General features: G+C 67.8%; 24 protein-coding genes and 1 tRNA gene. 16 read left to right on the top strand and 9 right to left on the bottom strand.

Going from position 1 to position 21,843, the window contains the following annotated elements:
- The 7 genes from D9R14_RS08690 to D9R14_RS08660 all read left to right on the top strand — a co-directional run bounded on the left by D9R14_RS08690 (position 1) and on the right by D9R14_RS08660 (position 7,512).
- Positions 1-1,062: a branched-chain amino acid ABC transporter permease gene (locus D9R14_RS08690; RefSeq protein WP_121622925.1), complete on the top strand. Its 1,062-nt coding sequence runs from the start codon at positions 1-3 to the stop codon at positions 1,060-1,062.
- Positions 1,063-1,105: 43 nt separating this feature from the next.
- The gene (locus D9R14_RS08685) at positions 1,106-2,422 is read left to right on the top strand and encodes an ABC transporter substrate-binding protein (RefSeq protein WP_121622924.1); all 1,317 of its coding nucleotides are present in this window, start codon (positions 1,106-1,108) and stop codon (positions 2,420-2,422) included.
- 73 nt (positions 2,423-2,495) lie between these two features.
- The gene (locus D9R14_RS08680) at positions 2,496-3,356 is read left to right on the top strand and encodes an ABC transporter ATP-binding protein (RefSeq protein ID WP_121622923.1); all 861 of its coding nucleotides are present in this window, start codon (positions 2,496-2,498) and stop codon (positions 3,354-3,356) included.
- Positions 3,357-3,421: 65 nt separating this feature from the next.
- Positions 3,422-4,645 (top strand): phenylacetate--CoA ligase family protein, encoded by a 1,224-nt coding sequence (locus D9R14_RS08675; RefSeq protein ID WP_170168556.1) that lies wholly within the window; start codon positions 3,422-3,424, stop codon positions 4,643-4,645.
- Between the two features lie 79 nt (positions 4,646-4,724).
- Positions 4,725-5,486, top strand: a complete 762-nt coding sequence (locus tag D9R14_RS08670) for an SDR family NAD(P)-dependent oxidoreductase (RefSeq protein WP_121622921.1) — start codon at positions 4,725-4,727, stop codon at positions 5,484-5,486.
- Positions 5,483-6,307 (top strand): enoyl-CoA hydratase/isomerase family protein, encoded by an 825-nt coding sequence (locus tag D9R14_RS08665; RefSeq protein ID WP_121622920.1) that lies wholly within the window; start codon positions 5,483-5,485, stop codon positions 6,305-6,307. Before D9R14_RS08670 ends, D9R14_RS08665 begins: the two co-directional genes overlap by 4 nt.
- Entirely contained in the window at positions 6,307-7,512 is a 1,206-nt protein-coding gene (locus D9R14_RS08660) for an acetyl-CoA C-acyltransferase family protein (protein ID WP_121622919.1), read from the top strand. The genes D9R14_RS08665 and D9R14_RS08660 overlap by 1 nt, the downstream gene beginning before the upstream one ends.
- Positions 7,513-7,786: 274 nt before the next feature.
- Here the strand turns inward: D9R14_RS08660 and D9R14_RS08655 are convergent, their stop codons facing one another.
- The 3 genes from D9R14_RS08655 to D9R14_RS22885 all read right to left on the bottom strand — a co-directional run bounded on the left by D9R14_RS08655 (position 7,787) and on the right by D9R14_RS22885 (position 9,004).
- Positions 7,787-8,176, bottom strand: coding sequence for a hypothetical protein (locus D9R14_RS08655; protein WP_121622918.1), 390 nt, complete (start codon positions 8,174-8,176; stop codon positions 7,787-7,789).
- A 44-nt stretch (positions 8,177-8,220) separates the two neighbouring features.
- Entirely contained in the window at positions 8,221-8,454 is a 234-nt protein-coding gene (locus D9R14_RS08650; RefSeq protein WP_170168555.1) for a hypothetical protein, read from the bottom strand.
- 76 nt (positions 8,455-8,530) lie between these two features.
- Positions 8,531-9,004 carry a hypothetical protein gene (locus D9R14_RS22885; protein WP_147452990.1) on the bottom strand — a complete coding sequence of 158 codons (474 nt, stop codon included), beginning with the start codon at positions 9,002-9,004 and terminating at the stop codon, positions 8,531-8,533.
- A 15-nt stretch (positions 9,005-9,019) separates the two neighbouring features.
- Here D9R14_RS22885 and D9R14_RS08645 point away from each other — a divergent pair, with 15 nt between their 5' ends.
- Complete coding sequence (locus D9R14_RS08645) at positions 9,020-9,238, top strand: helix-turn-helix domain-containing protein (protein ID WP_342634778.1); 219 nt, start codon at positions 9,020-9,022, stop codon at positions 9,236-9,238.
- A 38-nt stretch (positions 9,239-9,276) separates the two neighbouring features.
- Here D9R14_RS08645 and D9R14_RS08640 read toward each other — a convergent pair.
- Both D9R14_RS08640 and D9R14_RS08635 read right to left on the bottom strand, forming a co-directional pair.
- Positions 9,277-9,366 (bottom strand) — tRNA-Ser (locus D9R14_RS08640).
- Between the two features lie 356 nt (positions 9,367-9,722).
- On the bottom strand, positions 9,723-12,131 hold the full coding sequence (locus tag D9R14_RS08635; protein ID WP_121622916.1) for a thiamine pyrophosphate-binding protein: 2,409 nt from the start codon (positions 12,129-12,131) through the stop codon (positions 9,723-9,725).
- 169 nt (positions 12,132-12,300) lie between these two features.
- Between D9R14_RS08635 and D9R14_RS08630 the strand changes: the two genes are divergently transcribed.
- Complete coding sequence (locus D9R14_RS08630; protein WP_121622915.1) at positions 12,301-12,762, top strand: Lrp/AsnC family transcriptional regulator; 462 nt, start codon at positions 12,301-12,303, stop codon at positions 12,760-12,762.
- A 20-nt stretch (positions 12,763-12,782) separates the two neighbouring features.
- Positions 12,783-13,619, top strand: coding sequence for a DUF72 domain-containing protein (locus tag D9R14_RS08625; protein WP_184759462.1), 837 nt, complete (start codon positions 12,783-12,785; stop codon positions 13,617-13,619).
- Positions 13,620-13,644: 25 nt separating this feature from the next.
- Here the strand turns inward: D9R14_RS08625 and D9R14_RS08620 are convergent, their stop codons facing one another.
- Positions 13,645-14,571 carry a polyprenyl synthetase family protein gene (locus D9R14_RS08620; RefSeq protein WP_184759460.1) on the bottom strand — a complete coding sequence of 309 codons (927 nt, stop codon included), beginning with the start codon at positions 14,569-14,571 and terminating at the stop codon, positions 13,645-13,647.
- Between the two features lie 195 nt (positions 14,572-14,766).
- On the opposite strand from D9R14_RS08620, the gene mtgA reads away from it, so the two are divergent.
- From mtgA to D9R14_RS08600, 4 genes are all read left to right on the top strand, one after another.
- Entirely contained in the window at positions 14,767-15,438 is a 672-nt protein-coding gene (gene mtgA, locus D9R14_RS08615; protein WP_121622913.1) for a monofunctional biosynthetic peptidoglycan transglycosylase, read from the top strand.
- Between the two features lie 171 nt (positions 15,439-15,609).
- Entirely contained in the window at positions 15,610-16,230 is a 621-nt protein-coding gene (locus D9R14_RS08610; protein ID WP_121622912.1) for a septation protein A, read from the top strand.
- 73 nt (positions 16,231-16,303) lie between these two features.
- Positions 16,304-16,750 (top strand): RrF2 family transcriptional regulator, encoded by a 447-nt coding sequence (locus D9R14_RS08605; RefSeq protein ID WP_121622911.1) that lies wholly within the window; start codon positions 16,304-16,306, stop codon positions 16,748-16,750.
- A gap of 142 nt (positions 16,751-16,892) precedes the next feature.
- The gene (locus D9R14_RS08600; RefSeq protein ID WP_121622910.1) at positions 16,893-17,639 is read left to right on the top strand and encodes an SDR family oxidoreductase; all 747 of its coding nucleotides are present in this window, start codon (positions 16,893-16,895) and stop codon (positions 17,637-17,639) included.
- A gap of 9 nt (positions 17,640-17,648) precedes the next feature.
- Here the strand turns inward: D9R14_RS08600 and D9R14_RS08595 are convergent, their stop codons facing one another.
- Positions 17,649-18,446, bottom strand: a complete 798-nt coding sequence (locus D9R14_RS08595) for an SDR family NAD(P)-dependent oxidoreductase (RefSeq protein ID WP_121622909.1) — start codon at positions 18,444-18,446, stop codon at positions 17,649-17,651.
- 19 nt (positions 18,447-18,465) lie between these two features.
- A complete protein-coding gene (locus tag D9R14_RS08590) occupies positions 18,466-19,167 on the bottom strand; it encodes a glutathione S-transferase family protein (RefSeq protein ID WP_121622908.1) in 702 nt (233 codons plus the stop codon).
- Between the two features lie 266 nt (positions 19,168-19,433).
- Between D9R14_RS08590 and D9R14_RS08585 the strand changes: the two genes are divergently transcribed.
- The gene (locus D9R14_RS08585) at positions 19,434-20,045 is read left to right on the top strand and encodes a TetR/AcrR family transcriptional regulator (protein ID WP_121622907.1); all 612 of its coding nucleotides are present in this window, start codon (positions 19,434-19,436) and stop codon (positions 20,043-20,045) included.
- A gap of 10 nt (positions 20,046-20,055) precedes the next feature.
- On the opposite strand, the gene D9R14_RS08580 is transcribed toward D9R14_RS08585, so the two are convergent.
- Positions 20,056-20,445 (bottom strand): gamma-butyrobetaine hydroxylase family protein, encoded by a 390-nt coding sequence (locus D9R14_RS08580; RefSeq protein WP_245420650.1) that lies wholly within the window; start codon positions 20,443-20,445, stop codon positions 20,056-20,058.
- Between the two features lie 212 nt (positions 20,446-20,657).
- Here D9R14_RS08580 and moaA point away from each other — a divergent pair, with 212 nt between their 5' ends.
- Entirely contained in the window at positions 20,658-21,698 is a 1,041-nt protein-coding gene (gene moaA, locus D9R14_RS08575; protein ID WP_121622948.1) for a GTP 3',8-cyclase MoaA, read from the top strand.
- Positions 21,699-21,843: the final 145 nt, after the last annotated feature.

The following is a 21,843-nucleotide window of genomic DNA, read 5'->3' as shown; positions in this document are numbered from 1 at the left end:
ATGTTTTATCGAGACAGTGGCCTCATCAAGACCACCTATAAGGCCGACCGGGCCATCTTCCCGGTGGACCAGGACCGTTGGGCGATCGTAGCGCTGGTCGGGCTCGCCTTCCTCGTTCCCGCTGTAGCGAGTGAATACTGGCTGAGCTCAATCCTTATCCCGTTCTTCATCTTCAGTGTCGCAGCAATCGGCCTGAACATCCTCGTCGGCTATGCCGGACTTCTGTCGCTCGGCACCGGAGGGTTTATGGCGGTGGGCGCGTTCGCTGCCTACAATTTCGCGATCCGGATACCTGAGCTCAACATCATCGTGGTGCTGATTCTGGCGGGCCTGGTATCGGCCGGCGTTGGCATCATCTTCGGCCTGCCATCGCTGCGCATCAAGGGTTTCTACCTCGCGGTCGCCACCCTGGCGTCGCAGTTCTTCATCGAATGGCTGTTTGTGCGGGTTCCGTGGTTCACCAACTACAGCACATCCGGTGTCATCTCGGCGCCTGCGGTGCAGATCTTCGGCTATGATATGAGTGGCGCGGCACAGCGCTATCTCATCGTCCTCGCGATGACGGTCGCCGTTGCCGTTACAGCGAAGAACATGGTCCGCAGCGCCATCGGCCGCTCCTGGATGGCGATCCGCGACATGGATGTCGCGGCGGAGATCATTGGCGTCCGCCCGCTGCGCACCAAGCTCGTCGCATTCGCCGTGAGTTCGTTCTATTGCGGCCTGGCGGGTGCCATGTGGGTGTTCTTCTACATCGGAACCGTCGAGCCGCAGGCATTCGACCTCAACAGGTCGTTCCAGATCCTATTCATGGTCATCATCGGCGGACTTGGCACGATCGTCGGATGCTTCTTCGGCGCGGCCTTCGTCATCCTGCTTCCGATCCTGCTCGACAACCTGTTCGCTCTGCTGGGAACTGGCGGCCACGCAGACCTGCTCAGCCATGCCCAGATGGCGATCTACGGCGCGCTTATCATCATTTTATTGATCAAAGAACCGCATGGCATGGCCAAGATGTGGCAGATATTTCGACAGCGCATGCGGATCTGGCCCTTTCCTTACTAGCAGTTCAATAACAGAAAAAATGGGATACGGAGGAGACATAACGATGTTTTGGAAGCTGGCTTCACGACTTTCACTTGCCGCAGGCATCGCGGGAGCGACGCTGGCGCCCGCAGGGGCGCAGACTGCGAAGGAGCAGTTCATCCCCATCACGCTCTATCGCACCGGGCCCATGGGCTCCTTCGGCACGCCGCCCATGGTCGCCTACATGGACTACATGGCGATGCTCAACGAGCGCGACGGAGGCATCAACGGCGTCAAGCTGGTTTGGGAGGAATGCGAGACCGCCTATCAGCCCGACCGCATGGTGGAATGCTACGAGCGCCTGAAGGGGCGCGGCGCGACAGTGTGGAACCCCTACGGTACCGGCCTCGCTTATGCCGTTCTCGAGAAGTCGCAGGCGGACAAGATTCCGCTGATTATGCTGGGGAACGGCAGGACCGACGCAGCCGACGGCAGGTACTTTCCCTACGCCTTTCCCCTGGTCACGAACTTCTGGAGCCAGGCCACCGCAATGGTGAAGTATATTGGCGAGCGCCAGGGCGGAATGGACAAGCTTAAGGGGCTGAAAATCGTCGATCTCTACCACGACTCCCCCTACGGCAAGGAGACCATCGGCGTCTATGACCGGCTTGCAAAAACATACGGCTTCGAGGTCAAGCACATGCCGGTACCGAGCCCAGGCATCGACCAGAAGTCCGTCTGGCTTCAGATCCGCCAGTATGCGCCGGACTGGATCGTGATGCAGGGCGCAGGTCTGATGACGCAGACCGCCATCAAGGAAGCTGCAGCGATCGGGTTTCCTCGAGACCGCCTGGTGGGCAATTATTGGAGCGGCGCCGAGGAGGATACGGTGCCTGCGGGGGCGGCTGCGAAGAATTACATCAGCGCGGCCATGAATGGCTCGGGCACGGATTTTCCGGTGATCCAGGACATCCTCAAATACGTCTATGACCGGGGCAAGGGCAGCGGCGAGCGTCGCGACGTCGGCACCACCCGCTACAATCGCGGCGTGGTCATCGGGTTGATCACCATGGAGGCGATCCGGGTCGCCCAGGCGAAGTTCGGCGAAGGCAAGCCAATCACCGGCGAGCAGATGCAGTGGGGGCTGGAGCATCTGAACTTCACGCCCGAGCGGATTGCGCAACTGGGCGCCACCGGCCTGCTGCCGCCCTTCAGCACATCGTGCCTCGACCATGAAGGCGGCGCACCGATCCGCTTCCAGCAATGGGACGGCCAGAAGTGGGTTTCCGTCAGCGACTGGGTAGCGACCGACCAGAAGATGGTCCGCCCGCTGATCGAGGCATCGGCAGCAGCCTACGGCAAGGAGAAGGGGATCTCCCCGAGGTCCTGCGACAATTGAGCGATGGCGGCCCGGCCCACCTCAGGCGGGCCGGGCCGCCTCGGTTCATGCCGATCGATGACGATACAGGAGGATGGGACCGGTGGTGCCGATATCAACTCAGGGGCAGGGAGATCGATCGGAGCGCGGCGCGCCTGCGCTGCTGGAGGTCGCCAACGTCGAGGTGATCTACAGTCATGTCATTCTGGTCCTGAAAGGGGTCAGTCTCGAGGTCGGGAAGGGCGCCATCGTCGCGCTCCTGGGCGCCAACGGTGCCGGCAAGACGACCACGCTGAAGGCCATATCGAACCTGCTGAAGTCGGAGCGCGGGGAAGTGACGCGCGGGTCGATCAAGCTCGAAGGGCGTTCGACCACGGACGTCACCCCGCACGACCTCGTCCGCCAAGGCTGCATCCAGGTGATGGAGGGCCGGCGCTGCTTCCAGCACCTGACGATCGAGGAAAACCTGCTGACGGGTGCATTCGCGCGCTCGAACATCGGCAAGAGCGTGCGCGAGGATCTCGATCGCATCTATCAGTACTTCCCGCGCCTGAAGGAGCGGCGGAAATCCCAGGCCGGGTATACTTCCGGGGGCGAGCAGCAAATGTGCGCGCTCGGCCGCGCGCTGATGTCAAATCCCCGCCTTGTGCTGCTCGACGAGCCATCGATGGGCCTGGCCCCGCAGGTGGTCGAGGAAATCTTCGACATCGTGGGAAACCTCAATCGCTCCACCGGCGTCACGTTCCTGGTGGCCGAGCAGAACACCAACATCGCCCTGCGCTATGCAAGCCACGGCTATGTGCTGGAGAGCGGACGCGTGGTTTTGGACGGGACGTCGGACCAGCTCCTGGCCAATGACGACGTCAAGGAATTCTACATGGGCCTGTCCGGCGAGACTCGGAAGAGCTTCAAGGACGGCAAGCACTATCGTCGCCGCAAACGCTGGCTCGCCTGAACGACCTCCTGCGATCCGCGATCCCACTGTGGACGCAGCGCCTTCCACGCAGCTTGGAGCACGCCGTGTCGACGCATTTCGATCTTCTGGAGACACGCAGCCCGGACGAGCGCGCGCGTGCGTTCTTCTCGGAACTTCCGAATGCTGTCCGGGCGGCGCAGAAACTCCCTGCCTATGCAGAGGGTCTTGGCGGCGTCGACCCGGAGTCGGTCTGCACCCCGCAGGCTCTGGAAGCCCTGCCCCTGCTCAGGAAAAGCGAGCTTCCGGCGCTCCAGGCCGCCCGGCCTCCGTTTGGGGGATTGAGTGCGCTTCCACCTTCGGCGTTCGCCCGGCTCTTCCAATCGCCCGGTCCGATCTTCGAGCCGGAAACGGATGACCGAGATCCGTGGGGGACCGGTCGGGCCTTTCATGCGGCAGGGGTTGGCGCCGGCGACATCGTCCTCAACACCCTGAGCTATCATCTTACCCCGGGAGGGTTCTTCTTCGATGCCGGGGCCCGTCGGGTGGGCGCTGCGGTCATCCCCGCCGGCCCCGGAAATACGGAGCAGCAGGTGCAGCTTGTCGCGGCTTACCGGCCAACGGTCTTCGCCGGGACGCCCGACTTCCTCAACATCGTGCTCGACCGTGCCATCGCCCAGGATATCGATGTGTCGTCGATCCGAAGAGCGCTGCTGACGGGCTCGGCATTGACGCCTCAGCTCCGAGACAGGTTCGACGGCTACGGCATCGACATCTTCCAATCCTATGCGACGGCCGACGTGGGCCTGATCGCCTATGAGAGCACCAGCCGGGACGGGCTGATCACGTCCGAGCATGTTCATGTCGAGATCATCGATCCCGGGACAGGCCGCCCCGCACCGGAAGGCAGTCGGGGAGAGGTCGTTGTCACCAAGCTCGATCCCGAGCGCCCGCTCATCCGGCTGGCGCTGGGCGACCTGAGCGCCTGGATTCCCGGATTGAGTTCCTGCGGACGCACGGGCCGGCGGATCGAGGGATGGCTCGGGCGATGCGATCTCGCCACCAAGGTCAAAGGTCTCTTTCTGCGACCGGAACAGTTGGTCACCGTGAAGCAGCGGCATGATTTCATTCGGGAGATCACGGCGCTGGTGCACATCGCTGGGGGTAGGGAAGCCATTACGTTGAATTTGTATGGCGATGCCATTTCGCGGCCCGCGTCCGATGCCGCTCGCGAAACGTTTCGATCGATCACCAGACTCGATTGTGGCGTGTGTACTTTTGATATCAAAGAATACATCAATAAATCTAATCTTATAGAAGATATCAGGTAGTAGATTATAAGCTTCAGATCTACATGAGTATGATGTCGCCTGGAAGCGGGCGGTGGCGCTGTCAAGCAACGGAGACATTATGCATCTCAAGAATATCGGTGCGATCGTGACCGGCGGAGCCTCCGGCTTGGGCGGCGCAACGGCAGCACGCCTTGCCAAGGCCGGCGCGAGAGTGGTGCTCTTCGACCGAGACCTAGAAGGAGCCAGCGCACACGCAAAGGCCATCGGCGGCCACGCGATCGGCGTGGACGTGACCGACGAGGCCGCAATCTCGGCGGCCCTCGAGGACGCGGAGAGGCTGGCCGGAACGGTTCGCGTGCTGGTCAATTGCGCCGGCATCGCGCCCCCGGCCAAGGTGATCGACCGGCACGGGCGCGTGCAGCCGCTCGCCGACTTCCGGCGGATCATCGAGATCAATCTGATCGGCACCTTCAATGTCGTGTCGAAGTTCGCCGGACAGCTTCATGCCTGCGAGCCGCTGGGTGAGGAGCGCGGCGTGATCGTCAACACCGCCTCAGTCGCCGCCTTCGAGGGGCAGGTCGGCCAGTCCGCCTACGCCGCCTCCAAGAGTGCGGTGGCAGGCATGACGCTGCCGCTGGCGCGCGAGTTCGCGCAATACGGCATCCGCGTGCTGACCATTGCGCCCGGCATCTTCTTGACTCCCATGCTGGAGAGCCTGCCGGAGGAGGTGCAGCAGTCGCTGGGGCGCCAGGTGCCCTTTCCGAGCCGCCTCGGGCATCCCGACGAATATGCGCAACTGGTGGAATCCATCATCGCCAATCCAATGCTGAACGGCGAGGTCATCCGCCTGGACGGCGCGATCCGGATGGGGCCGAGATGAGTACCGCCGCCGAGACCTTGGAGGCGACCGCAGCCACCCCGCTGGACGTCGGAATCCGGGAACACATCGCCACCCTGACCCTCAATCGGCCTGCCGTGGGCAACACCATCGACCTGCCCCTGGCGCGCGCGCTGCTCGCAGCCGTGATCCGCTGCGACCACGACGCCGCGATCCGATGCGTCGTGCTGACCGGGAACGGGCGCCTGTTCTGCGGCGGTGGAGATATCGGCGGCTTCGCAGCAGCCGGCGAAGCGGCATCCAGCTACATCAGCGAAGTTGCCGGCATCCTCCACATGGCGATTTCACGACTGATGCGCATGCCGAAGCCGCTGCTGGTGCTGGTCAATGGACCGGCGGCGGGAGCCGGAGCCAGCCTCGCAATCTGCGGCGATGTGGTTCTCGCCGCGCGCTCCGCCCATTTCACGGCCGCGTACGGCAACGTGGGCCTGACCTCGGATGGGGGGATGTCTTGGCTCCTGCCGCGGCTGGTGGGCCTCAGGAAGGCCCAAGAGATCATCCTGACCAACCGGCGCATTCAGGCCGAGGAGGCCGAGCGGATCGGCCTCGTGACCCGCGTCGTGGACGATGCCGAGATCGACGCGGAGGGCCGCGCCCAGGCGCTGCGCTTGTGCGCGGCGGCGACCGGCGCCATCGGCGCGGCGCGTGCCCTGCTCCTGGAGAGCTATGGCGCCGGCCTCGAGACCCAGCTGGAGCGCGAGGCGCGCAGCATGGCGGCAGCGGCCGGCGGCGCGGAATTCCGCGAGGGCATCGCAGCCTTTCTGGCGCGCCGCAAGCCTGAGTTCGAGAAGGAGGTCAGCTGATGGGACACGCCCATTTCACGCGTCGGACCGTGGTGATCACGTCGGGCGTGCGCACGGCGATCGGCACTTTCGGCGGCGCGCTCGCCGGTCTCGCGCCGACCGACCTTGGAGCTTTGGTCGTGAGGGAGGCGCTGACGCGCGCCCGCGTCGCGCCGGGCGATGTGGAGCACGTGGTGTTCGGCAACGTCATCGTCACCGAGTCGCGCGACGCCTATCTGGGCCGAACTGCGGCCATGGGCGGCGGCATTCCGAAGGAGGTTCCCGCCATGACGCTGAACCGGCTGTGCGGGAGCGGCGTGCAGGCCATCATCTCTGCCGCCCAGTCGATCATGCTCGGCGACGCGGACATTGCCGTGGCCGGCGGCGCGGAGTGCATGAGCCGCGCGCCGCACCTCCTCAGCGCAGCACGGTTCGGCCAGAGGATGGGCGATGTTGCCGCCGCCGACCACCTCACGGGCATCCTTACCGACCCGTTCGGCAACGGCATCATGGGCATAACGGCCGAGAACGTGGCCGATCGCTATCAGGTCGGCCGCGAGGAGCAGGATGCCCTTGCCCTGGAAAGCCAGCGGCGGGCTGCCGCCGCCATCGATGCCGGCCGCTTCCGGGATCAGATACTCCCCGTCGAGGTGCGAAAGGAAAAGGAGTCTGTCCTCTTCGACACGGACGAGCATCTGAAGCGCGACACCAAGCCCGAGGAGCTCGCCGCCCTGAGGCCCGTTTTCAGGAAGGGCGGATCGGTGACAGCCGGCAACTCGTCCGGCGTCAATGACGGTGCGGCCGCTCTCGTGCTGGTGGAGGAAGAAAAGGCACAGCGCGACGGCCTCCCGATTCTTGCGCGGATCGCGGGATATGCGCATGCTGGCGTCGACCCGTCAGAGATGGGCATCGGCCCGGTTCCGGCGGTGCGCCGCCTTCTCGACCGAACCGGACTTCGGGTCGAGGATTTCGACGTGATCGAATCGAACGAGGCCTTCGCTGCCCAAGCCTGCGCAGTGTCGCGCGCACTCGGCTTCGATCCAGCGAAGGTCAACCCCAATGGCGGCGCTGTGGCGCTGGGCCATCCCGTTGGGGCGACCGGCGCGATCCTCACCGTCAAGGCGCTCTACGAGCTTCACCGCATCGGCGGGTGTCGGGCCCTGGTCACCATGTGCATCGGCGGCGGTCAGGGCATCGCCCTCGCGCTGGAGATCCCTGCCGGCTGACGGCATACAGAACAAAGATGCCGATCGCGGGGTGCTTCCGGAAGCAGCGCCACGCCGCATGGGCCTATGGCGCTGTTCCTGGGTTCATAAAGCGGACGAGTTCGGCCGGCATCTGTTGCGCCTGGGCAAAAAGGCCGCTGGCGGCCAGAAAGATCGCCAGAGCGGCAACGGCAACATTTTTCATGCTTCGGCCTCTGGCGGCCTTCTGAAGCAATGGGCGCCGCCATGGCCTGGCGCTCGCCTTGGCCATGGCGGCATTGTCGTTGCGGGGTGCTCAGGCCCCAGCCGGCTGCTGGCTTGTGGGTGTGGCCGGCAGCTCGATGCCCCAGCGTGAGGCGGCATATTGGGCCTCGAGGCTCTCCGGCTTGGCGAAGATCCAGCCCTTGTCGAGCAGGCTCTTCGCGGTCAGCTCGTTCCCCTTCATGCCGAGATAGGCTAGGAATGCCGCCTGGACGCCAAGGCCGATGAAGGCGCCCATGGGGTTTTGCTCCGTGGCGCTGTTCGAGAGGATCGAGCTGGCGATGTTCACCGCCACCATGAGCGCGCCCAGCAGATAGAGCCGGCGCAGGAACAGCGGGATGCCGAGGAAGGCGGAGAACAGGAACAGGACCCAGCTCCAGCCGACCTTCACCTGCCTCAGCTCGCCCGTACGCGGATTTTTCATAACGACCTTCATGTGATCCCCCAGCGTGTGGAAATGAATGCGGGTCAGCGAGCGGGCGACCGTGGCAGGATGCCGTCCTTGAGTAGGACGCCCGTTGATCCATCGGAGAGCGTCACGGGCACCAGTTCGGCCGGGCCTTCCCCCTGCGGCGTGACGATGGCGATGGGGGCGGTCCATGTGACCGTCTCGCCCTGGGCCACCTGGCGGCAGTCGCCGGCGGCGATGAAGGCGTCGCGGACCTGCCGGCGGCTTGGCCCCGGCCTTTGCGAGAGAACCACCGTCATCTGCTGCGGGGTGCGGCAGAACAGGGTGGCGGAGATGACGGGACAGGCGGCACCTTCCCTACAGTCTGTATCAGCGATCGCAGGACCAGTTGCCGGCACGGTCGCCGCGACAGGGGGCCGAGCCTTTCTCAGACGGGGCAGCGCGGTCGATTTCCAGGCGTTCGGCCTTGGCTTGATCAAGTTCGGCCTGGGCCTGGCTCATGCCGGCGATCCACGAGAGGGCGGCCTGCGGGTTGAGAGGATTGCGAAGGAGCGCCCCTGCCGGCTGGCCATCTGCCCCTGAAGCCGGCTGATGGTGCGATTGATCTCGGCAAGGCGGTTCTCCAACGGCCGGATCTGTGTCTGGCTGGCCGTCTCTTGCCGTGGCGGCCGGCACGACGGCCCCCGTCCAGATACCCTGCGCCTCCAAGGCGCTGAGGGCATCCGGCAGCACATATTTCTGCTCGAAGATGCGATCCTTGTAGCCGAATTCGACGCTGCGCTGGGCAGCGGAAGGCACAGGAGAAAGGGCAATCAGACCAAGTGCGGCGAGGAGGGGTGCCATGAACATTTTGTTCACATGGACCTGTTTGCAGCCAATCTTCGAGCCCGTGCCGCGGCGCTCAACCCATCCAACGCCGAAGCCGCCCGCCGGGCTGGTCTGAACGAGCGCCGCTATTTCCACTATGTGAGCGAGGCGAGGGAGCCGGACTTGGCGACGCTGGTGAAGATATCGAAGGCGCTGGGCACCACACCCGACGCGCTGCTCGGCGCGAAGCGCGAATCTGACGATCTTTGAACCTAAGCGTTTGATTTTAAATCATAAAATCGGATATCTGGCGGAGAGGGGGGGATTCGAACCCCCGATACGGTTGCCCGTATGCCGCATTTCGAGTGCGGTGCATTCGACCACTCTGCCACCTCTCCGCAGAGGCGCGGGGCGCGGGGCCCGAGCGTGTGGTGCGCCGCTTCTAGCGGAGAGCGCCGCCGCCGACAAGTGCGCATCGGGGGTCTCGCTGGCAGGGTGAATCTCCCCGATGCTCCGTATCGCCCGACGCCGGGGCTGCCCGGCGCCGATCCGGGACGCGGCGGGCGCCTGGGCCGGGACCGGCGGGGAATTCGGCGCTGGTCCACCTCTCGTCCCGCCCTGGTCCCGCCCCGGTCCTGCCGGTCCCGCCTGGTCCCGCCCGCGGTTTCCCGGTTGGTCCTCCCTGGTCCCGGCGCAGGCGGGCGCCGCCGGTCCGGCGCCTGTCCCGGCCGGAGCACGGCGCGCCCGGCTCGGCTTACACCGCCCTGAGGTGCCGCAGCGGGCGGCCCGGTGCCAAGGCCTGGGCGGCAGCGAGGATGGCGGCGGTGTCCACGCCATAGTGGCGGTAGAGGTCCGGCAGGCTGCCGGACTGGCCGAAATGCTCCACCCCGAGCGCCCGCATGCGGTGGCCGCAGACGGCGCCGAGCCAGCCGAGGCTCGCCGGGTGCCCGTCCACCACGCTGACGATGCCGCAATGGCGCGGCAGCGGCTCCAGCAGCCGCTCGATATGGCTGCGGGCGGAGGCGAGGCCGCGCTCGCGGGCGCGGCCGGCGGCGGTCCAGCCGGCGTTCAGCCGGTCGGAGGAGGTGACCATCAAAAGCCCCACGTCGCGCCGGTCCTCGGCCAGCAGCGCCACGGCGGCGATGGCCTCCGGCGCCAGCGCGCCCTGCACCGCGATCACCACCTCGGCATTGGGGCCGGGCGGGCGCAGCCAATAGGCGCCGTCCACCATGTGGCGGCGCTGCTCCTCGGTGAACTGGCGCTGCGGCTGCTCCAGCGGCCGGGTGGAGAGGCGGAAATAGACCGAGCCGCCGGTCTCGTCGCGCAGCCAGTTGCGCTCGTCCTCTTCGCCGTCGCCGTCGCGCTGCACATAGTCGAAGGCGAACTGCATCAGCACCGCCAGCTCGTCCACGAAGCACGGCTCGAACGCGGCGAGCCCGTCCTGCGCCATGCCGATGAGCGGGGTCGAGATGGACTGGTGCGCGCCGCCCTCCGGCGCCAGCGTGATGCCGGACGGGGTCGCCACGACGATGAAGCGGGCGTCCTGGTAGCAGGCATAGTTCAGCGCATCGAGCCCGCGGCAGATGAAGGGGTCGTAGAGCGTGCCCACCGGCACGAGCCGGGCGCCGAACAGCGAGTGGGAAAGCCCCAGCGCCGACAGCAGCAGGAACAGGTTCATCTCGGCGATGCCGAGCTCCATGTGCTGGCCCTTGGGCGAGAACTGCCAGGAGAAGGTGGAGGGGATCTTCTCGCGCTTGAACACGTCGGACAGCTCGCGCCGCGCGAACAGGCCGCGCCGGTTCACCCACGGCCCGAGATTGGTGGAGACCGTCACGTCGGGCGAGGTGGTGACGATGCGGTCGGCCAGCGCGCCGTCGCCCTTCGCCAGCTCCTGGAGGATGAGGCCGAAGCCCGCCTGGGTGGAGATCGTCGCGTTGGGCGGCGGCGCGATCGCCGGCACCGGCAGGGCCGGGGAGGAGAAGCGCCGGCGCCCCTCGCGGGCGAACGGCACCTTCTCGAGGAAGCGCTCCATCTGCGCGGGCGGCACCGCGAGGCCCTCGAACGGGTCGAACTCGTGGCCCGGCCGCACGTTCATGGCGGCGCGGAACTCCTCCATCTGGGAGGCGGTCATGAGGCCGGCGTGGTTGTCCTTGTGGCCGGCGAGCGGCAGGCCGTAGCCCTTCACGGTGTAGCAGAGGAAGCAGACCGGCCGGTCATGGGTGATGGAGGTGAAGGCGTCGATCAGTGTCGAGATGTCGTGGCCGCCCAGATTGGTCATCAGCGCGGACAGCTCGGCATCCGAGCGGCGCGCGATGAGGGCGGACACCTCGCCCTGGTCGCCGAGGTCGTCCATCAGGCGCTTGCGCCAGGCGGCGCCGCCCTGGAAGGTGAGGGCGGAATAGTCCGGGTTCGGGCACTCGTCGATCCAGCGCTTCAGCGCCTGCCCGCCCGGCTCGCGGAACGCGGCCTCCTGGAGCGCGCCGTACTTGACGATCACCACCTGCCAGCCCATGGCCTCGAAGATGCCGACGAAGCGCTCATAGAGGCCTTCGTGCACCACGCCGTCGAGGCTCTGGCGGTTGTAGTCCACCACCCACCAGGTGTTGCGCACGTCGTGCTTCCAGCCCTCCAGCAGGGCCTCGAACACGTTGCCCTCGTCCAGCTCGGCGTCGCCGACCAGCGCGATCATGCGGCCCTTCTTGCGGCCGTTCGCGAGGCCGTGGGCGTGGACGTAGTCCTGCGCCAGCGAGGCGAACAGGGTCTGGGCGACGCCGAGGCCGACCGAGCCGGTGGAGAAGTCCACGTCGTCCTCGTCCTTGGTGCGCGAGGGATAGGACTGCGCGCCCTTGTAGCCGCGGAAATTCTCCAGCTTCTCGCGGCTCTGGAAGCCGAGCAGGTACTGGATGGCGTGGAACACCGGGCTCGCATGGGGCTTCACCGCCACGCGGTCCTCGGGGCGCAGCACGTGGAAATAGAGCGCCGTCATGATGGTGGCGAGCGAGGCCGAGGAGGCCTGGTGGCCGCCCACCTTGAGGCCGTCCTCGCTCTCGCGCAGGTGGTTGGCGTTGTGGATCATGTAGCTCGCCAGCCAGAGCGCCTTGCGCTCCAGGGCGGCCAGGATGTCGATGTCGCGTGCGGTCTCGCGTGCAGTTTCGCGTGCCATTGCGCTGGTCCTCGGCCCCTTCATCACGGCCCGGTCACGGGCCTTCCGGCGCGGCGCCGGTATTTGCGCAGTCTAGCGTGGATCCGGCGGTGCATTTCGCCGATTTGTGCTCGACAACGCCGCATCGGTGCACAAATCTGGCGTATCAGAAGCGAAAGACGATCAGATCATGCGCCTCGATCCCGCCGACCGAAAGATCCTTGCCGCCCTCCAGCGCGATGGGCGGGCCAGCATCACCGATGTGGCGACCGAGGTGGGGCTCTCGCCCTCGGCGTGCCTCAGGCGGGTGAAGGCGCTGGAGGAGGCGGGGCTGATCGCGCGCTACGTGGCGGTGCTCGACCAGCGCAAGGCGGGGCTGCCGGTCAGCGTCTTCGTCTCGATCCGGCTGGAGCGCCAGCGCGAGGACGCGCTCGACGCCTTCGCCGCCGCCATCCGCCCCTGGCCGGAAGTTCTGGAATGCTATCTCATGACCGGGGCGCGGGATTACCTTTTGCGGGTGGTGGCGGCCGACCTCGACGCCTATGAGCGGTTCCTCAAGCAGAAGCTGACGCGGCTGGAGGGCATCGCCTCCATCGAAAGCTCGTTCGCGCTGGAGCAGGTGAAATATTCCAACGTGCTGCCGCTGCCCTGAGGCGGCTGGAGGGAGAGGCCATGACGATCCGTGTGGGCATCGGCGGCTGGACGTTCGAGCCGTGGCGCGGGGTGTTCTACCCCGAGGGTCTGGCGCAGGCGAAGGAGCTGGGCTTCGCATCCCGGGCGCTCAAGACCATCGAGATCAACGGCACCTTCTATCGCAACCCCACGCCCAAATCCTGCGCCGACTGGGCGGCCCAGGCGCCGGAGGGCTTCGTGTTCGCGCTCAAGGCGCCGCGCTATGCCACCAATCGGCGGGTGCTGGCGGAGGCGGGGGATAGCGTCGCCCGGTTCATGTCGAGCGGCATCGCCGAGATGGGCGAGAAGCTCGGCCCCATCAACTGGCAGTTCGCGCCCACCAAGGCGTTCGACCCGGACGATTTCGCGCGGTTTCTCGACCTGCTGCCGGCGGCCCACGCAGGCGTCGCGCTGCGCCATGCGGTGGAGGTGCGCCACCCGAGCTTCGCCTGCGCCGACTTCGTCGCCCTCGCCCGCAAGCATGCGGTCGCCATCGTCTATGCGGATCACGACACCCATCCCGCCATCGCCGATATCACCGCGCCGTTCACATATGCCCGGCTGATGCGCGGGCGGGAGGAGGTGGCGACCGGCTATGACGCCGCGGCGCTGAAGCACTGGTCCGGGGCGGCCGAGGATTGGGTGCGGGGCAGGGTGCCGGAAGGGCTCCCCACGTTCGGCAAGGCCGCGGAGAAGGGCGGCAAGAGCGCGGCAAAGAGCGCGGCCAAGAGCGCAGCAAAGAGCACGGCGCGCGACGTGTTCGTCTACCTCATCAACGGCGGAAAGGTGCGGGCGCCGGCCGGGGCGATGGCGCTCCAGAAGCTGGCGGACGGCTGAGGGGCGGGCAGGGCGCCGCCGGGCCTCAGCTCTTGCGGGCGGCGACGAAGGCCGCGGCCTCGCTCAGCACGCCGCCGCGGTTGCCGAACGGGGCGAGCGCGGCCTGCGCCTCGGCCACCAGGTCCGCCAGCACGCCGCGCGCCTCGTCGAGGCCGAGGGTGGACACCAGCGTCGCCTTGCCGGCGTTCGCATCCTTGCCCACGCTCTTGCCCACCGCCTCGATGCTGCCTTCCACGTCGAGGATGTCGTCGGCGATCTGGAACGCCGCGCCGAGCGCCCGCCCATAGGCGATGAGCGCCGCGCGCGCGTCCGCATCCGCCTCGCCGAGCAGGGCGCCGGCCTCGCACGCGGCGACCAGCAGCGCGCCGGTCTTCATGGCCTGGAGGTCGCGGATCGCGCCGAGGTCGAGCGCGAGCGGCGTGCCGCCGTCGAAGCGGCCTTCCGCGGTGAGGTCGAGCATCTGCCCGCCCACCATGCCGCCGATGCCCGACGCCCGCGCCAGTGCCCGCACCAGAGCGATGCGCACCGCCGCGCTCGGGTGGGCGTCCTCGCCCGCGAGCAGGTCGAAGGCAAGGGTCAGCAGCCCGTCGCCGGCGAGGATGGCGGTCGCCTCGTCGAAGGCGCGGTGGACGGTGGGGCGCCCGCGCCGGAGGTCGTCATTGTCCATGGAGGGCAGATCGTCGTGGATCAGCGAATAGCAGTGCACGCATTCCACCGCCGCTGCCGCTGTCACCGCGTCCTGCGGCGCGATGCCGAACAGCGCCGCGCTCTCCAGCACCAGGAACGGGCGCAGCCGCTTGCCGCCGGCCAGCGCGCCATGGCGCATGGCCGCCATCAGCCGCTCGGGCCGCAGGCGCTCGCCCGTCTCGGCATCGGCGGCGAGGGCGCGGGCGAGCCGCGCCTCGGTCAGGGCTGCGGCGGCGTCGAGCAGATGCGCGAGAGGGGCTGTCACGGAAAGGCCTTGGCGAGGGGTGGGAACCGTTGGCGGGGCCGTGGGTTGAGGTAGGGAGCGCAGGCGTGGCGGCGGACCGCCGCGCCGTCGGGCGCCCGGTCAAGGTTGACGTCACCGCTCCCGGTGCCTCAACCAGGGCACGAGGTCAAGACGCCGCGTGGGACCATCCCCGCGCGCCAACGGAAAGGCCCCGATGTGATCCGCCTGCTGCTGCGCCTCGCGCTGATCGTTGTCGCCATCCCGCTGGTGCTGTCGGTGCTCTACACGGTCGTCAACCCGGTCTCGACGCTGATGATCGGGCGCTGGCTGTCCGGCGAGCGGGTGGAGCGGGTGTGGACCCCGCTCTCCGAGATGTCGCCGGCTTTGGTGCGCACGGTGATCGCCTCGGAGGATGCGAGCTTCTGCCGCCATCCCGGCGTCGACCTGGAGGAGATGCGCCAGGCGATCGAGAAGGCCGACGAGATCGAGGAGGTGCGCGGCGCCTCGACCATCTCCATGCAGGTGACGAAGAACCTGTTCCTGTGGCCGGGCCGCGACCTGATCCGCAAGGCGATCGAGATCCCGCTCGCGCTGTGGCTCGATTTGGTGCTGAGCAAAGAGCGGATGGTGGAGATCTATCTCAACATCGCCGAATGGGGGCCGGATGGGGAATTCGGCGTCGAGGCCGGGGCACAGCGCGCCTTCGGCATCCCGGCGGCGCGCGTGAACGCCTCCCAGGCGGCCTTGCTCGCCGTGATGCTGCCCAATCCGATCCGCCGCGACGCCGGCAAGCCCACCGCCAACCTCCAGCGCCTCGCCTCCCGCCTGCGCGAGCGGGTGCCGAAGGAAGGGCCGGAGCTGGTCGCCTGCCTTTCGCTGGGGAAGTGAGGCGAGGGGCGGCAAGAGCGGGTCAAGGAAAAGCGGGAGAGGGGGCGCGAACGGCGGGGCCGGCGAAGACCTCCGGCGGCGACGGCACTTGATTGTACGGCCGCCAGACGCCAAATGTGGGGCTCCTGCGGCCCCCGCCGCCGGTTCCAGCGTATGCGGAGACCTGAGGTCATGACCGAGGCGGCCGCGGCCCCGCCCCAGAAGCTCAATCCCTGGGTGAAGATCGGCCTTGAGATCGGCCCCCTGGTTCTGTTCTTCGTCGGCAATTCCTACGGCGGCATCTATTTCGCCACCGGCCTGTTCATGGTGGCCACCGCGGTGGCGCTCGCCACCATGTGGCTGCTGGCGCGGCGGATCGCGGTGATGCCGCTGGTGTCGGCGCTGGTGGTGACGGTGTTCGGCGGGCTCACCTTGTGGCTTCAGGACGACCACTTCATCAAGCTGAAGCCGACTTTGCTCAACGCCATCTTCGGCCTCGCGCTGCTCGGCGGGCTGGCGTTCAAGAAGCCACTGCTGCCTTATGTCTTCGACGGCATGGTCAACCTCACGGAGGAGGGCTGGCACAAGCTGACCGTGCGCTGGGGCATCTTCTTCCTGGTGATGGCGGCGGTGAACGAGGTGGTGTGGCGCTCGGTGTCGACCGACACCTGGGTCGCCTTCAAGACCTTCGGCTACCTGCCGCTGACCTTCGTCTTCGCCATGGCGCAGGCGCCGCTGATGGCGCGCTTCGAGGCCAAGCCGGCGGCCGAGCCGGCACCGCAGGCGGACGCACCGCCCGGCGGAACGCCTTAAGTCCCGCCAGGCCCGGTTGCGTGCGGTTGACTTGGGGCGGAGGCTTAACCATAAGCCCGCGAAAGGGCACGACATGCTGACGAAGAAGGGAAAATACGGGCTGAAGGCCGCGGTGCACCTCGCGCGGCTCGCCCCCGGCGCGTCCACCCAGGTGGCGGACATCGCCGAGACCAACCAGATCCCGAAGAAATTCCTGGACGTGATCCTCGGCGAGCTGCGCAACGCCGGCTTCCTCACCAGCAAGAAGGGCAAGCTCGGCGGCTACCGGCTCGCGCGGGCGCCCGAGGACATCATCGTCGGCGAGATGATCCGCGCCCTCGACGGCCCGCTGGCGCCGCTGCCCTGCGCCAGCCGCAACGCCTACGAGCCCTGCGAGGACTGCAACCTGTCGCGCTGCGAAGTGCGGCTTCTGATGGTGCGGGTGCGCGACGCCATCGGCACCGTGCTCGACACCTGCACCCTCGCCGAGATGCGCGATCTTTCCCAGGACGAACTTGCGTCTTTCATCGACTATATCTGAGGCGCGGCACCGCCTGGCGGACCACCGAGCGGATCGGACCAGACGTCATTCAAATCGATTCAGATTTTCCCGGAAACCGGCTAGATGTGGCGCCACGCGCTGGCCCGCTGCAGGCCGCGCGGGTCATGGGAGGATGTGGATAATGACCAAGAAGATTGCGCTGGTGACGGGAGCGGGTTCGGGCGTGGGGCGCGGTGTCGCCGTCGCGCTCGCCAAGGCGGGCTACGCGGTGGCGCTTGCCGGACGGCGCGCCGAGGCGCTGGACGAGACCGCCGCGATGGCCCCCGGCGCAGATATGCTCGCGGTGCCGACCGACGTGGCCGACCCCGATTCCGTGAAGGCGCTGTTCGACGCCACGGTGGCGAAGTTCGGCCGCCTCGACCTTCTGTTCAACAATGCCGGCACCGGCGCCCCCGGCGTGCCGATGGAGGACCTCACCTACGCCCAGTGGCGGGCGGTGGTGGACACCAATCTCACCGGCCCCTTCCTGTGCACCCAACAGGCGATCCGCGTGATGAAGGCGCAGGCGCCGCGCGGCGGGCGCATCATCAACAACGGCTCCATTTCGGCCCACGCGCCGCGTCCGTTCTCGGCGCCCTACACCGCCACCAAGCACGCCATGACCGGCCTCACCAAGTCCACCTCTCTGGACTGCCGCGTCTACGACATCGCCTGCGGCCAGATCGACATCGGCAACGCCGATACCGTGATGGCCCAGCGCATGAAGGCCGGCATCCTCCAGGCCGACGGCTCCACCAAGGTCGAGCCGGTGATCGATGTCGACCAGGTGGCGAGCGCGGTGGTCTACATGGCGAGCCTGCCGCTGGAGGCCAACGTGCAGTTCATGACCATCATGGCCACCAAGATGCCGTTCGTCGGCCGCGGCTGACGCGGCGGCTCACAAGGCGGCGTGGTCCTTGACCGCCGCGGCCAGCGCCGGCTTCATCTGAAGGAAGCGCGCGTCGAGGGCGGCGGGGTCGGTGGCGTTGAGCGCCACCATCTGCGCCCGCTGCGGGCTGAGGCGGCGCACGTCGAGGGCGTCCGCCTCCATGCCCGCGACCAGGGCGGCGGCGACCTCGTCCGCCGTCTCCTTCACGAAGCCGAGCTCGGGGCCGGCGCGCGAGGTCTTCATCATCGGCGTGTCGGTGGCGCCGGGATAGAGCGTGAGCACGTGCACGCTTTCGCCCAGAAGCTCGCGCCGCAGCGCCTCGCCGAAATGGGCGAGGCCCGCCTTCACGGCCGCATAGGTGGCATAGAAGGGCACGCCCACGAGGGCGATGCCGGACGCGACGTTCACCACCATCGCGTCGCCGGAGGCGCGCAGCGCCAGCAGCGCCGCCCGGGTGATGAGGATGGGGGCGAGCAGGTCCACCTCCACCATGGCGCGGATCTCGGCCTCGCCGGTCTCCTCCAGAGGGCCCGCGCGCACCGCGCCGGCATTGTTCACCAGCACGTCGAGCCCGCCGAGGCCCGCAAGGGCGGCATCGAGCGTCGCCGCACGCCCGGCTTCGCTCGCCACGTCCGCGGCGATGCCCTGCGCGCTTGGCCCGAGCGCGTCGAGCGCGGCGGCGAGCAGGTCCGGCCGCCGTCCGGTGACGAAGACGCGGGCGCCTTTCTCCTGGAGCTGGCGGGCGCTCGCGAGCCCGATGCCGCTGGTGCCGCCGGTGATGAGGATGCGCTTGCCCTGAAGCTGCATGGGACTACTCCTGTTCGCCTCAGGCGGCGGGATAGTTGGAGGGGAAGAGGGCGCGGCGGGTTTCTTCGTCCATTTCCTGCTTGAAGGCATGGTCGGTGCCTACGAGGCGCGCCCGCGCCACCGCCGGCCGGGCGCTGACGGCGGCATGCCAGCGGGCGATGTTGGGATAGGCGTCCAAGGGGGTATCGCTGCCCGGCAGCACCGCATGGGCGCGCTCGATCCAGCCCCAGGCGGACATGTCGAGGATGGTGTAGTCATCGCCCAGCAGGAAGGGCCGGCCCGTCAGGCGTTCCTCCAGAATGGCGTAATGGCGCTCCGCCTCGCGCCGGTAGCGGTTGACGGCATAGGCCGGCTTTTCCGGCGCCATCAGCTGGAAATGCACCGCCTGGCCCGAGAAGGGGCCGAGCCCCGAGGCGATGAAGAACAGCCAGGAGAGCATCTCAGGCCGGTCCTCGGCGCGGCCGAGGAAGCGCCCCGTCTTCTCGGCGAGGTAGAGCAGGATCGCGCTCGAATCGAACACCCGCGCCGGCGCCCCGCCGGGGCCCTCCTCGTCGACGATGGCCGGCAGCTTGCCGTTGGGATTGATCGCCAGGAACGCCGCGGCGTGCTGCTGGCCCTTGCGGGTGTCCACCGGCACCACGGTGTAGGGCAGGCCGGTCTCCTCCAGCAGCAGCGCGACCTTCATGGGATTGGGGGTGGGGTGGAAATAGAAGCGGATCATGGGGCTCCCCGGCTGATGGGCTGGCTTCGCGCGTGCTGAGGCGGCGCGCACTGGCGCTTTCCGGCGCGCGGACCTATTTTTAGATCGACCGATCTAAAATGACCGGCGCCGAGGCGGCTGGCAAGCGCGGTCGGCGCCGACGGCGGGTGCCAGGAGGGCCGCCAAGGCCCCGCGGAGCTCCGCCATTCTTGAGTTTTCAAACGTTTGCTCTAGAATTCCGGGATGATCGTGCCAGCGAACTTTTTTTTCCACGGGGCGGGCGCCTGATGGCGCGGCCCCGCGCGTTCGACGAGGCGGAGGTCCTGGAGGCCGCCGTCGATTGCTTCTGGTCGCAGGGCTATGAGGCGACCTCGGTGCGCGATCTCGCGGCGGAGATGGGGATCACCGGCGCCAGCCTCTACAACGCCTTCGGCGACAAGCGCGCGCTCTACGAGCTGGCGTTCGACCGCTATGTGCGCGCCGGCGTCCACGACCGCATCGCCCGCCTGGAGGATCTGCCGCCGCTGGAGGCGATCGAGACCTTCTTCGCCGAGGTGGTGGAGAACGCGCGGGCCGATCCCGCGCGCAAGGGCTGCTTCCTGGTGAATGCCACGCTGGAGCTGGCGCCCCACGACCCGGAGTTCCGCGGCCACGTGATGGACGTGCTCGACGCCATGCAGGCCTTCTTCCGCCGCCAGGTGGAGAAGGGCCGGGCGCTGGGCGTGGTCACGCGATCGGGCGCGGCGGACGAGGTCGCCGGCATGCTGCTCGGCCAGTTGCTGGGGCTGCGGGTGCTCTCGCGCGTCGATCCCTCGCCCGAGCGGCTCAACGGCATGCTGCGGCCGCTGTTCGCCTTGCTGCGGGCGCCGCCTCAAGGCGACGGCACCGCGCCACCCTGAGCGCCGCCGCTCAGCCGCGCGAGAGGTCCTGGCGCTCCAGCTCGGCGAGATAGGCGGCGAAGCGCGCCTCCTGCTCGCTGCCGAGGGCGTGGAGCAGCGGCCACGTATAGATTCCGGTGCCGTGGCCGTCGTCGAACTGGAGCCGCACCGCGTAATTGCCCACCGGCTCGACGGCGGCGATGCGCACGCGGCGCTTGCCGGGAACGGTGATCTTCTCGTCCGGCGCGTGGCCCTGCACCTCGGCGGACGGGCTTTCCACCCGCAGATATTCCGCCGGCAGGATGAAGGACGCGCCGTCCTCGAACGTCACGGCCAGAGCGTGCTTGCCTTCGACCACCCGCAGTTCCGTCGGCCAGGCGTCGGCGGGGCCCGAGGGCGATGTGGTTTCGATGTCCGGCACGGGTTTGCGCTCCCTTTGTTGCATGGCCGCACGCAAATGTGCCGCGACGCGCCTACCCATCGGCGCGCTGCATACGATATATAATCACGGAGCGTCGTCCGCACGCCTTCTCGGCAGCGGGCGCATGATGCGCCGAGGCCGGCCCTGAAGCCGGCCTGTGGGGCGACGCGGGAGAACGACGCGAGGAGCCAGTGGTGGACCACAAGCCAGGCGTGCTCAGGGACCTGATCGACCGACCGGCCGCCGCCGCGCAGGCTGCGCCGCTGGTGGACACGTTCGGCCGCGCCGTCACCTATCTGCGCGTCTCGGTCACCGACCGGTGCGACTTCCGCTGCGTCTATTGCATGGCGGAGCACATGACCTTCCTGCCCAAGCAGGACCTGCTCACGCTCGAAGAGCTGGACCGGCTGTGCTCGGCCTTCGTGCGCCGCGGCGTGCGCAAGCTGCGCCTCACCGGCGGCGAGCCTTTGGTGCGGCGCGACGTGATGACCCTGTTCCGCGCGCTGTCCCGCCACATGGAGAGCGGCCAGCTCGAAGAACTGACGCTCACCACCAACGGCTCCCAGCTCGCCCGCTACGCGGCCGACCTCGCCGCCTGCGGGGTGAAGCGCATCAACGTCTCCATCGACACGCTGGACCCGGACAAGTTCCGCGCCATCACCCGCTGGGGCGATCTCGGCAAGGTGATGGAGGGCATCCGCGCAGCCAAGGCGGCGGGCCTTCATGTGAAGATCAACGCGGTCGCGCTCAAGGACGTGAACGAGCACGAGATCGCCTCCATGATGGCGTGGGCGCACGGCGAGGGGCACGACCTCTCCCTCATCGAGGTGATGCCGCTCGGCGAGGTGGGCGAGGAGCGGGTCGACCAGTATCTGCCGCTCTCGCAGGTGCGCGCGCAGCTTGAGCAGCGCTTCACGCTGGCCGACATCGCCTACCGCACCGGCGGCCCGGCGCGCTATGTGGAGGTGAAGGAGACCGGCGGACGGCTCGGCTTCATCACCCCGCTGACGCACAATTTCTGCGAGGGCTGCAACCGGGTGCGCGTCACCTGCACCGGCACGCTCTATATGTGCCTCGGCCAGGAGGACGCGGCCGACTTGCGCACGCCGCTGCGCGCCACGGCGGACGACGCATTGCTCGACACCGCCATCGACGAGGCAATCTTCCGCAAGCCCAAGGGCCACGATTTCGTCATCGACCGGCAGACCCGCCAGCCGGCGGTGCGCCGCCACATGAGCATGACCGGCGGCTGAGCCGGCCGCCTCCGGGCCGACCTGACGCAGGGTCCGATTGCGGCGCGCCCATGTCGGCGCCATGCCATGAGCGCCGGGCTCGCGGCCAAGACCCACCGAACGCGCAGACCCCTTCCCGTGGCAAATCGGCTAGATCAATCAAGCT

Origin of the sequence: Xanthobacter tagetidis (assembly GCF_003667445.1) — a bacterium.
Taxonomy (GTDB): domain Bacteria; phylum Pseudomonadota; class Alphaproteobacteria; order Rhizobiales; family Xanthobacteraceae; genus Xanthobacter; species Xanthobacter tagetidis.
Note: the sequence above shows the minus strand (reverse complement) of the source record. Positions and strands in the feature narration are given on the sequence as shown.